This is a genomic window from Acidobacteriota bacterium, from assembly GCA_003696075.1.
GTDB lineage: Bacteria > Acidobacteriota > Polarisedimenticolia > J045 > J045 > J045.
The window spans coordinates 1-10,217 of the sequence record RFHH01000159.1 but is presented as its reverse complement, the minus strand read 5'-3'; the positions used below and the strand labels follow the sequence as shown (position 1 = coordinate 10,217).

General features: G+C 71.4%; 9 protein-coding genes. 3 read left to right on the top strand and 6 right to left on the bottom strand.

Annotation, left to right across the window (positions count from 1 at the left end):
• Positions 1–395: 395 nt before the first annotated feature.
• Positions 396–2,897: a penicillin acylase family protein gene (locus tag D6718_10625; protein RMG44156.1), complete on the bottom strand. Its 2,502-nt coding sequence runs from the start codon at positions 2,895–2,897 to the stop codon at positions 396–398.
• Positions 2,898–2,934: 37 nt separating this feature from the next.
• Entirely contained in the window at positions 2,935–3,363 is a 429-nt protein-coding gene (locus D6718_10620; GenBank protein RMG44155.1) for a YjbQ family protein, read from the bottom strand.
• A gap of 105 nt (positions 3,364–3,468) precedes the next feature.
• Between D6718_10620 and D6718_10615 the strand changes: the two genes are divergently transcribed.
• Positions 3,469–5,829, top strand: coding sequence for an ATP-binding protein (locus D6718_10615; GenBank protein ID RMG44154.1), 2,361 nt, complete (start codon positions 3,469–3,471; stop codon positions 5,827–5,829).
• Between the two features lie 52 nt (positions 5,830–5,881).
• Here the strand turns inward: D6718_10615 and D6718_10610 are convergent, their stop codons facing one another.
• Complete coding sequence (locus tag D6718_10610) at positions 5,882–6,085, bottom strand: dodecin domain-containing protein (GenBank protein RMG44153.1); 204 nt, start codon at positions 6,083–6,085, stop codon at positions 5,882–5,884.
• Between the two features lie 72 nt (positions 6,086–6,157).
• Positions 6,158–6,565, bottom strand: a complete 408-nt coding sequence (locus D6718_10605; protein ID RMG44152.1) for a DUF4332 domain-containing protein — start codon at positions 6,563–6,565, stop codon at positions 6,158–6,160.
• Between the two features lie 231 nt (positions 6,566–6,796).
• On the opposite strand from D6718_10605, the gene mscL reads away from it, so the two are divergent.
• Entirely contained in the window at positions 6,797–7,216 is a 420-nt protein-coding gene (mscL, locus tag D6718_10600; GenBank protein RMG44157.1) for a large-conductance mechanosensitive channel protein MscL, read from the top strand.
• Between the two features lie 46 nt (positions 7,217–7,262).
• Positions 7,263–8,447, top strand: coding sequence for a bifunctional hydroxymethylpyrimidine kinase/phosphomethylpyrimidine kinase (thiD, locus tag D6718_10595; GenBank protein ID RMG44151.1), 1,185 nt, complete (start codon positions 7,263–7,265; stop codon positions 8,445–8,447).
• A gap of 91 nt (positions 8,448–8,538) precedes the next feature.
• Here the strand turns inward: thiD and D6718_10590 are convergent, their stop codons facing one another.
• A complete protein-coding gene (locus tag D6718_10590; GenBank protein RMG44150.1) occupies positions 8,539–8,850 on the bottom strand; it encodes a hypothetical protein in 312 nt (103 codons plus the stop codon).
• Positions 8,851–9,032: 182 nt separating this feature from the next.
• Positions 9,033–10,217 (bottom strand): hypothetical protein (locus tag D6718_10585; GenBank protein ID RMG44149.1); only part of this gene is annotated, 1,185 nt, incomplete at its 5' end.

The following is a 10,217-nucleotide window of genomic DNA, read 5'->3' as shown; positions in this document are numbered from 1 at the left end:
TCGAACTCGACGGCGATCCGGCTGGCCGGACCCCGGTCCGCTTCGACCTGGAACCGCACGTCCGGTACATCCTGACCGCGGTTCCATCCTCGGGCGGGCGACGCTGATCCGCCGGCGGTCGGGGACGGCCGGCCGCGGTTGGGGCGGAGCGCGCCGCCGTCGACCGCGGGGTGCACCCCCCGGCGGCGCGCGACGCTATCCGGGTCGGGGGCGGGAGCAGGAGGCCCGCCTGTTGCCCCCGGAGGAGCGCGCCGCTCGGAGACCTCCATCGGTGGGCGAACGGGATGCCCCGCCCGGGGCCCCACGGTGAACGATCCGCGGGATGGCGCCGCCGGCTGCGCCGGGCGCCCGGTCGCGGCGGACCGGGCCGGCAGCCGGTGCCGGTGGCCGGTCGCTCATTCCGCCGTGGGCCGCAGGTCGATCCGGTGCTCGGGGGGGCCCGGGAGGAGGGGCGCGGGCGTCCCTCGCAGCCACGCCGGATGGTCGGTGTCGAAGAAGGGGCTGTCCGGATGCTCGCTCTGCCCGCACGGCATCTGGAACAGGGCCTCTTCCTCCTTTCCGGGCGCCACCGCGAGGCGATCGCTCGCGCCGGCGGTCGGGGACTGAACGCGGATGCAGAAGCGCCAGCCCGGTAGGGGGTCGGGGCCGATCGACGCCCAGCGGGACAGCAGCGGAATTCGCGCCGCGATCGGGTGCACGGCGCGGAAGCGGTTCACCTCACCCCAAGTCCGGTGCGCGAGCGGTTCGCCGGGGTGGTCCCGGTCGAGCTCGGCGATCGCGCGGTCGACGGCCGCCAGGAGGAAGGCGTCCCAGTCGTCGTATTCCGGATCGAGGAGGTGGAGGGGGCGGCGGGCGACGAGCGCCCGCGCCGCAGGTTCGGTGACGAGGATCCGAGCCGCGGGAAACCGCTCCGCCACCACCTCGTTGAAGGCGGCCCGCACCGCGGACCATGCGGCGTCGAAGGCGCCGCGCAGAAGGCGGAAACCGGGGGAATCGATCGCTGCGCGGCCGTCCCATGCGCGGACGATCTCGAAGAACTCGCGCCGGCGCGGGTGCCGGGGGTCGGACAAGGACGGCTCGTCCAGGGCGCGGAGGAAGAAGGGGCGCCAATCCAGGAGCAGGTCGGCCCGATCGTCGAGCTGGATGGCGAGCATCGCGCGCTCGTCCGGATCGGCGAGTCGTTCGAGCCGGTCGCGGATCTGCCACGCCCGCACCGGATGGGCCCCGTCCGGTCCGAGCCGTCCGTCCCACGGCTCTCCCCGCGCCATCCGGTTGTTGGCCGACCAGATCAGGCCGGAGGCCGGATCGACGAGGCGCGGGCGCTCCCCCGGCGGAAGCCACCCGTCCCAGCCGATCTCCGCCTGCGACGAGTGGACCGGATAGGGCCCGGTCGCGCCGATCCGGCGCGGGAAGCGGCCTGTGATCGTCCACCCGATGTGGCCCGCGGCGTCGGCGACCAGGAGGTTCAAGTGCGGCAGCCCGGCCCGGGATCCGATGTCGAGCGCCTCCTCGACCGACGAGGCGGTCTCGAGGCGTCCCAGCATCGTGTCGTAGGCGTCCGGCATCTCGCCGTCCCACAGCACGGCGACCAGCGCCCCGAGCGCCCTCGACCGCACGGCTGCGCCCCACGGGGTCGACCGGTAGGTCTGGCGCACGCGCTCGCCGTGCGCGACCGCGATCGTCTCCTCGAACGAATCGAACGGATGCGGGCCGTCCGGTCCGAGCCACCGTTCGGGCCGCTCCGCCCCTCGGTCCGCCGGGTCCTTCTCCGGTACGGGATCGAGGATGACCACGTCCGCATAGTCGCCCTCGGCGGCAGTGAAGCCCCAGGCGATGCGCCCGTTGCTGCCCGAGACGAGAAAAGGGGTGCCCGGCAGAGTGACGCCGGCGAGCCGCCACTCGGTACCGTCGTCGGACTTCCAGCGCAGGACGGCGCGGTACCAGGTGTTCGGGATCGCGATCCCCAGATGCATGTCGTTGGCGAGCAGGGCCCGGCCGTCCTGCGTCAGCCGGCCGGAGACCAGCCATCCGTTCGAGCCGGCGGGCGCGAGGGGCTCGGCCGTGGCCGGTGCCCCGCCGGCGCGCGGGTCGGGAGGTCGGACCTCGCGAGGCGAACGGTCGGGGAGCGGGTCCCGGGATCTTTCCCGCCCCGTGCCGGCCCGCAGAGCACGAAGGAGGGAGCGCAGATCGAAGGTCGACGCGTCGGGGACCGCCGGCGGGGCGGGCGCCTCGCCGAGCACCGGCGCCGACCAGCGCCCGTCCGTCTGGAGGAGGAAGTCCGCGACCGCCGGGGGGAAGACGCGCCTTGCCACTTCACGCTCGACGTCGCGCCGCCCCCACTCGTCCTCGAGCTCGAGGAACATCGCCGCGAGGGCGAGGAAGCAGTCCTGGGGCCGCCACGGCTCCGGCGCCACCCGGAGGGCGAGGTATTCCCACGGCCGCACGCGCAGGGTGGCGAGGCCCGCGTTCACGCCATCGGCGTAGGCTTCGATAAGGCGCCGGTCCGAGGGAGGAAGCGCAGCCAGGGCCCGTTCGGCAACCCTTCGCAGCCGGTGCGCCCGCGCGACCCGATCGTGCGGCAGTCCGGCGCTGCCGATCAGCGCCGCGAGTTCTCCGGCGGCGGCGCGGCGCAGGAGATCCATCTGAAAGAATCGGTCCTGCCCGTGCGCGAACCCGAGCGCGCGTGCAGCATCGCGGCGGTTTTCCGCCGTGACGATCGCGATGCCGAGCCGGTCGCGCTCGAGCCGCGCGGGACCCTCGAGGCCGGGGAGAGGGAACGATCCGTCCAGCGGCGGCAGGCTCCCGCGGACCGCCAGCCGCAGCGCACCGGCGGCCAGGAGCGCGGCGCCGGCGAGCACCGCCAGTGCGGTCGCCGACCGGACGGCGGCGCGCCGCATCACCGGGCCGTCCGGCCGCGAGCGCAGCGCGACACGTTCACGATGCACCGGCTCCGAGGAGCTGCACGACGACCGGGCGCTGCCGCGGGCGGTTGTCGAAGTCCACGAGGACGATCTGCTGCCAGGTGCCGAGTGCCAGTCGCCCGCCGGTCACCGGCACCGGCAGGCTCGGTCCGAGAAGCGCGGCGCGCACGTGGGCGAAGCCGTTGCCGTCGCCCCAGCGGGCGTCGTGGTCGTAGTGGATTTCCTGCGGCGCGATCCTCTCGATGGCGCGCCGCAGGTCGGCCAGCGCTCCCGACTCGTACTCGATCGTGGTGATGCCCGCCGTCGATCCGGGCACGAAGACGGTCGCCAGGCCCTCCCCCAGGCCGTGGCGCGCGACCGCGGACTGCACGCGGTCGGTGATGTCGTGGATGTCGCAGAAGCCCTTCGTGGCGATCTCGAAGCGTTCAGCAACGGCGATCATCTCATCTCCTCCGTCGGCCTCCGGTCCTCGTTCGGCCTCGCCATGGGCCGCCGGGCGGGCTCGGAGAACGCCAGGATACAATCCGCCTGCGACGGAGGGCGCGACGTGGAGAACTTCGAGAAGCTGGGAGCGTTCTACCTCGGACGGCTCTACGATCCGGAGAGCCGCCGTCCGACGGACGAACTTCTTCTCTACGATGCCAAGGATCTGACGACCCATGCCGTCTGCGCCGGCATGACAGGGTCGGGCAAGACGGGACTCGGCGTGACGCTCCTGGAGGAGGCGGCGATCGACGGAATCCCGGCGATCGCGATCGACCCGAAAGGAGACCTGCCGAATCTTCTCCTCACGTTTCCCCGGCTCGCTCCGGATGATTTTCGGCCCTGGATCGACGAGGGGGAGGCGCTGCGCCGGGGCATGACACCGGAAGCCTACGCGCGGCAGGTGGCGGCCGCCTGGAGGGATGGACTGGCAGCGTGGGGCCAGTCGGGGGAGCGGATCGAGCGGCTCCGGCGCAGCGTCGACATGGCCGTCTACACACCCGGGAGCGAGGCGGGGCTTCCGCTGTCGGTGCTCCGCTCGCTGGCCGCACCTCCGGCTGCGCTCCTCGCCGACAGGGACGCGGTGCGGGAGCGGATCCAGGCTGCGGTCTCGGGGCTGCTTTCCCTGCTCGGGCTGCCCGACGACCCGGTCAAGAGCCGCGAGCACATCCTCCTGTCCAACATCGTGGATCGCGCATGGCGGTCCCGGCGGGATCTGGCGCTTTCCGATCTGATCCGGGCCATCCAGGCGCCCCCGTTCGATCGGGTCGGCGTCCTCGGCATCGACGAGTTCTATCCGGCGGATCGCCGCCGCGAGCTCGCGATGACGCTCAACAACCTTCTCGCATCTCCCGGATTCGAAGCCTGGACCCGGGGAGAGCCTCTCGACGTGGGGAGGCTGCTGTTCACAGGCGAGGGGAAGCCGCGGCTGACGATCCTGTCGATCGCGCACCTCGGGGATGCCGAGCGGATGTTCTTCGTCACGCTGCTGCTCAACGAGGTCGTCGCCTGGATGCGCAGCCAGCCGGGAACGAGCAGCCTGCGCGCCGTCCTCTACATGGATGAGGTCTTCGGCTACTTTCCGCCTGTCGCCGAGCCTCCTTCGAAGCGGCCCATGCTCACGCTGCTCAAGCAGGCAAGGGCCTACGGGATCGGCGTGGTGCTGGCCACGCAGAATCCAGCCGATCTCGATTACAAGGGACTCGCGAACGCGGGGACCTGGTTCTTGGGACGCCTCCAGACCGAACGCGACAAGCGGCGGGTACTCGACGGCCTGGAGGGAGTCGCAGCAGCCTCGGGTGGATTCGACCGCCAGCGGGTCGACCACCTCCTGTCGGGCCTCGACTCGCGCGTCTTCCTCATGCACAACGTCCACGACGACGAGCCCGTCCTCTTCCACACCCGCTGGGCCCTGTCCTACCTGCGCGGCCCTCTCACGCGCGAGCAGATCAGAACGCTCGTGGGCCCTGCGGCGGCCGAGCCGCCGCCGCCCGCGCCGCCGGAAGAGGTTCCCGAAAGTGCGGCGGAGCGTCCCGCGCTTCCGCCCGAGATCGAGGAGCTGTTCTTGCCGGCTTCCGGACAGCCGGACCGCGTCTATCGGCCCGGTCTCTACGCGGAGGCGCGGCTGCACTTCGTTCGGGCCTCGCTGGGGATCGACGAGTGGCGGGAGGTCGTGGTCGCCGTGTCGCTCCCCGAGCGACCAGGACCCGACCCGTGGAACGGCGCTCGCACCGCGGCACCCGGGGATCTCGCCCCCGGTTCCGACCCGGGGGTCGGAGCCCGCTTCGTGCCGCCCCCTCGCGACGCTCTCGATCCGCGCAACTACGGCCGGTGGCGCCGCGCGTTGAGCTCCCACCTCTACCGGGAGTCGGCGCTCCAGATCTTCCGCTGCCGGCCCCTCGGAGCGCTGTCGCGGCCCGGAGAGGCGGAAGGGGAATTCCGGGCTCGGTTGTCGCTGCTCGCGCGGGAGGCCCGTGACCGGGAGATGGGGAAGCTGCGGCGACGTTACGGCCCCAGACTCGCCCGGCTGAAGGAGCGCATCCGGCGCGCCGAGCTGCGAGTGGAGCGGGAAAAGAGCCAGCTCGGCCAGCACCGGCTGCAGGCGGCAGTCGCGCTGGGGGCGACCGTTCTCGGAGCCCTGTTCGGCCGGAAAGCCGCCTCCGTTGGGACCGTCGGGCGCGCGGGCACCGCTGTCCGATCGGCCGGCCGCATGATCCGGGAACGGACCGACGTCTCCCGCGCGGAAGAGGCGGTCGCGCTGGTCCGGGAGGAGCTGGAGCGGCTGGAGGCTGAGTTCGAGGAGCGGGCTGCCGCGCTGCGGGAGCGTTTCGATCCCGAGCGCCTGCCGGTGGAGCGCATCGCCGTTCGGCCCAGGAAGTCCGATATCGCGATCGAGAGGGTCGCTTTCTGCTGGATCCCGGCCTGAGCGCCGCGCGCGGTGCGGGCGCCGTGCGCCCGCCGCCCGCCCTCCGCGAAGATCAGTCCTCGAGAACGAACGTGAGCTTCATGTTGACCCGGTAGGCCGTGACCTTCCCGTTCTCGATGTCGACCTTCATCTCCTTGATCCAACCTCCCTGGAGATTGTTGACGGTCTTCGCCGCCCGCTCGACGCCGCTGTCGATCGCATCCTGGAAGCTCTTCGGGGACGACGCCGCCACCTCGATAACCTTCGCTACGGACATCTCGGCTCTCCTTGGCACACCTCGCCCGCCCCGCCGCGGCGGCGGGCGGGCGGAGGGAAATGGGGGATTCGGTCAGTACGAGATCTTCGGATCGGTGGTCTTCGCCAGCGAAACCCACTCCGCCACCACGCTCGGCGCCGGAACGGCCCTCGCGAGTTTCTTCTTCTCGTTCACCTCCCGCAGCTGCGCGGCGAGGTTCTCGGGATTCCGGTTCCGCAGCTCCTTGACCGTGTCGACACCGGCCGCCTCGAGCAGCTCGGCGTACTGCGGGCCGATACCCGAGATCCGCATCAGATCCGCCATGTTGGACCACTTCAGGAGCTGCTGCTCGCTGATGCCCGTCTTCGCCGCGACCTGCTTGCGGCCCTCCCGGGTCCCGCAGAGGTTGAGCAGGCTGTCGGTGTCGGTGATGTCGGCCACCGACAGTTTCTTCGCGTAAGTGGGCCCGATCCCTTCGATCTCTTCCAGCTTGTACGGCATGGCATCCTCCTCTCGGCCGGCGCCTGGGACCTGTCTCACGGCGGCCTGCCGCGCACCGCGCGCGCCGGACGGCCTTCGTCGTGATCGCCGGTTCCTTCCCGCCTGACCGGGCCCGATGATAGCAGACCCCGGCCCGTGAGGCATTGACGCGGCGATCCCGCCGCTGGTATGAGGGGGTTTCCGGTTGCTGCCGGAGGGCGCGAGGGCGCCGAGAAGGAGGGAGACATGGGCATGCTGAAGGAGTTCCGCGATTTCGCCATGAAGGGCAACGTCGTCGACATGGCGGTCGGCATCGTCATCGGCGGCGCCTTCGGCAAGATCGTCAGCTCGTTCGTCAAGGACGTCCTGATGCCTCCGATCGGGCTGCTGATGGGAAAGGTCGATTTCAGCTCCTTCTTCATCGATCTGTCCGGGAAGGGCTATGAGACGCTGGCTGAGGCGACGGAGGCCGGCGCTCCGGTCATCCGCATCGGCGTCTTCATCAACACCGTCATCGACTTCATCATCATCGCCTTCGCGATCTTCCTGATCGTCAAGCAGATGAATCGACTCAAGAAGAAAGAAGCTGCGCCGCCCCCCGCGCCGCCCAAGCCCACGAAGGAGCAGGAACTCCTGACGGAGATCCGGGACCTGCTCAAGCAGCGCGCGTGAGTTTCGCGGCGCGCGCCGGGACACGGTTAGCGCTATCCTCGCCGCGATGCCCGGAGCGCTGACGATCGCCGGCTCCGACCCGACCGGAGGGGCCGGACTGCAGGCCGATCTCGCCACGTTCGCGGAGTTCGGCGTCGAGGGTTCCTGCGCGGTCACCGCCGTGACGGTCCAGACCCGCAGGGAGCTGATCGCCGTCCACCCGCTTCCGCCCGAGCTGGTCGCCGCCCAGATCGAAGCCGCTCTCGCCGGCGGCGGGGTGCGGGCCTGGAAGACGGGGATGCTGGCGACGGCGGCGATCGTCAGGGAGGTCGCCGCCATCGTCCGGCGGCGGCCTTCGATCCCGCTCGTCGTCGATCCGGTGCTCGCAGCGGGCGCCGGAGGCGCACTGCTGGAAGATGACGCGATCGAGCCTCTCGTGCGCGGGCTGATCCCCCGAGCCACGGTGGTCACTCCCAATACGGTCGAGGCGGAGCGGCTCACGGGCGTCGCCGTGCGCGATCCGACCGGTGCGGCGCGCGCCGCGAAGGCGCTGTGCCGGATGGGCGCGCTGGTGGCCGTCGTGACCGGCGGGCATCTCGAGACCGCCGAGATCGTCGATGTCGTTTGCCGGGAAGACCAGGTGCACACCCTGCGCGGCCCGCGGCTGCGAGCGGCCGACCTGCACGGAACGGGCTGCCGCTTCAGCGCCGCGATCGCCGCGGGGCTCGCGGTGGGCGATGCGCCGGAGGAGGCGATCCGCCGCGCGAAGGGACACGTGGCCGCCGTGCTGCGCCGCCGGAGCCACGCTCGCGAGGTGAGGATGGAGAGCAACGCGGAAAACGCGCCCCGCGGGATCCTGTTTCTCTGCGTCGCCAACTCGGCGCGGAGCCAGATGGCCGAAGGGCTCGCGCGGGCCATGGCCCCGCCCGGGGTGGAGATCTACAGCGCCGGCTCCGCTCCGGCGACGGTCCACCCCGTCGCGGTGGAGGTGATGCGGGAAATCGGGATCGATATCTCGGGCCACCGCTCGAAGTCGATCGACGAGATTCCGAAAGAGCGCATCGGAACGGTCGTCACGCTCTGCGCGGAGGAGGTGTGCCCGATCTTCCCGGGCGATGTCCGCCGGCTCCACTGGCCGCTCGAGGATCCGGCTGCGGTCGGGGGCGGGCCGGACGAGGTGCGTGCGGCGTTCAGGAGGGTACGCGACCGCATCCGGGAGAAACTGGCCTCGTTCGACTTCGGCGGCCGTTGAACCGGCGGCGCCGGCCCCGTTCCGCCCCCGGAAAGACGGGCGCCCCCGGAGCTTCCGGGGGCGCCCGCAACGGCTAGGAGGCAGTCCGAGGCTACAGCGGGAAGGGCCGAAGCGGCATCACCCGCGACAGGTCGTTCAGAACGAGGCGGTCGCCGCCGGGTTTGAAGGCCAGACCGGGGTTCAGCGGGAAGGAGTTGGCGATTCCCGCGGCGTCCCTGGCCTGCTCGACCACCAGCGTGTCGCCCGTGTCGTGGACGAAACCCCGCAGCTGCTGCGCGAGGTCCGGAAACTGCGTCTCGACGTTCGAGAACAGGCTTCGCACGAAAGTCGCCAACCCGATTCCCGCGGCGGCGCTGGGCGCGACCCTCGGCTCCAGCTCCTGCACCGTCAGCTTTCGCGGCATGCGCACCCTCCTTCCCTACGGATTCCCTCTCGAATCGAGCGCTATGGGATCGCAAGAAGCGCGCCAGGCGCGCCGGTGCATGCCGGACGCCTGTGAACCGCCTTCGCCTGGCCGGCGGTCAGCCGGATGACGAAACCGTGCTCTTCTGTCCCGTTCCGGCACAGGGCGGACCGAGCCTGGCCCTACTCGCAGGCATCCCCGGCACCGTCGCCGTTGCTGTCGGCCTGGTTCGCGTTCGGCGTGTCGGGGCAGTTGTCGCAGGCATCGCCCACGCCGTCCCGGTCGCGGTCTTCCTGGAGGGGATTGGGCTGGAGCGGGCAGTCGTCGTCGATGTCGAGGATGCCGTCGGCATCGGAGTCGTTGCCGTAGGGCGGGCACGGTTGCGGCGGCGACTGTCCGTTCGCGAAGGTGCCTTCGCCGCACCGGTTCACCGGGGTCACCAGGTAGCAGAACGACTCCCCCGGTCCGGGTGTCAGCAACTCCACGGATTCGAGGTCCGGCGATTCGGATTCCATGCACCGGAGATCCTCGATCCCTCCGTTGCCGGTGCACCGCCCGCGGTAGACGTTGTAGACGTTGGCCTGCGGCGCCGCCTGCCAGAAGACGATCGTGAAGATCGAACGAAAGCCGACACCGACGGTGTAGCCCACGTCACCGGGCCTCTCGCTCACGCTGTTGACGAGCGGGGCGCAGTCCTCGGCGTCCGGAACTCCATCGTCGTCGTCATCGTCGTCGAAGCAGTTGTCGAGCCCGTCCCGGTCGGTGTCGCTGCAGTCCTCTCCGCAGCTCGCCGACCCGTCGTTGCAGTCGCACGGTGCGCCGGCGGGATCGCACACGCCGTCGCACGCGACGAACCCGTCGCCGTCGGCGTCGGGGCAGGTCGCCGCGAGACATCCGCTGTCGAGGTCGTCGGCTGCCCCGTCACAGTCGTTGTCCGCCCCGTCGCTGCAGGTCGGGTCGCCCGGAGGGCCCTCACCGGCCCCGGGGTGGACGCCGTCGTCGCCGTCGTCGCAGTCCCGGCCGGCGCAGGAGTCGCCGTCGCCGCCCGGGTCTCCGTAGCCGTCACCGTCGCGGTCGATGCAGGTGTCCGCGCAGTCGGGGATGCCATCGGTGTCGGCGTCGGTCGAGCAGTCGGCTGAGCACGAAGCGCGGGAGTCGTCGCAGTCTCCGGCGCAGGCGGAGGTGCCGTCGCCGTCCTGGTCGGCCTCGTCGGGGGGGAGGTCGGGCCAGGCGGGATCGTTGCAGTCGTTGTTGACGCCGTCGCAGAGCTGGGGGGCGCCCGGGTAGACGTCGGGGTTGGAGTCGTCGCAGTCTCCGGCGCAGGCGGAGGTGCCGTCGCCGTCCTGGTCGGCCTCGTCGGGGGGGAG

Bases quoted from the DNA above. Each gene is read 5' to 3' on its own strand.
- D6718_10625 (RMG44156.1), bottom strand. From the start codon at position 2,897: ATGCGGCGCGCCGCCGTCCGGTCGGCGACCGCACTGGCGGTGCTCGCC.
- D6718_10620 (RMG44155.1), bottom strand. From the start codon at position 3,363: ATGATCGCCGTTGCTGAACGCTTCGAGATCGCCACGAAGGGCTTCTGC.
- D6718_10610 (RMG44153.1), bottom strand. From the start codon at position 6,085: ATGTCCGTAGCGAAGGTTATCGAGGTGGCGGCGTCGTCCCCGAAGAGC.
- D6718_10605 (RMG44152.1), bottom strand. From the start codon at position 6,565: ATGCCGTACAAGCTGGAAGAGATCGAAGGGATCGGGCCCACTTACGCG.
- mscL (RMG44157.1), top strand. From the start codon at position 6,797: ATGCTGAAGGAGTTCCGCGATTTCGCCATGAAGGGCAACGTCGTCGAC.
- thiD (RMG44151.1), top strand. From the start codon at position 7,263: ATGCCCGGAGCGCTGACGATCGCCGGCTCCGACCCGACCGGAGGGGCC.
- D6718_10590 (RMG44150.1), bottom strand. From the start codon at position 8,850: ATGCCGCGAAAGCTGACGGTGCAGGAGCTGGAGCCGAGGGTCGCGCCC.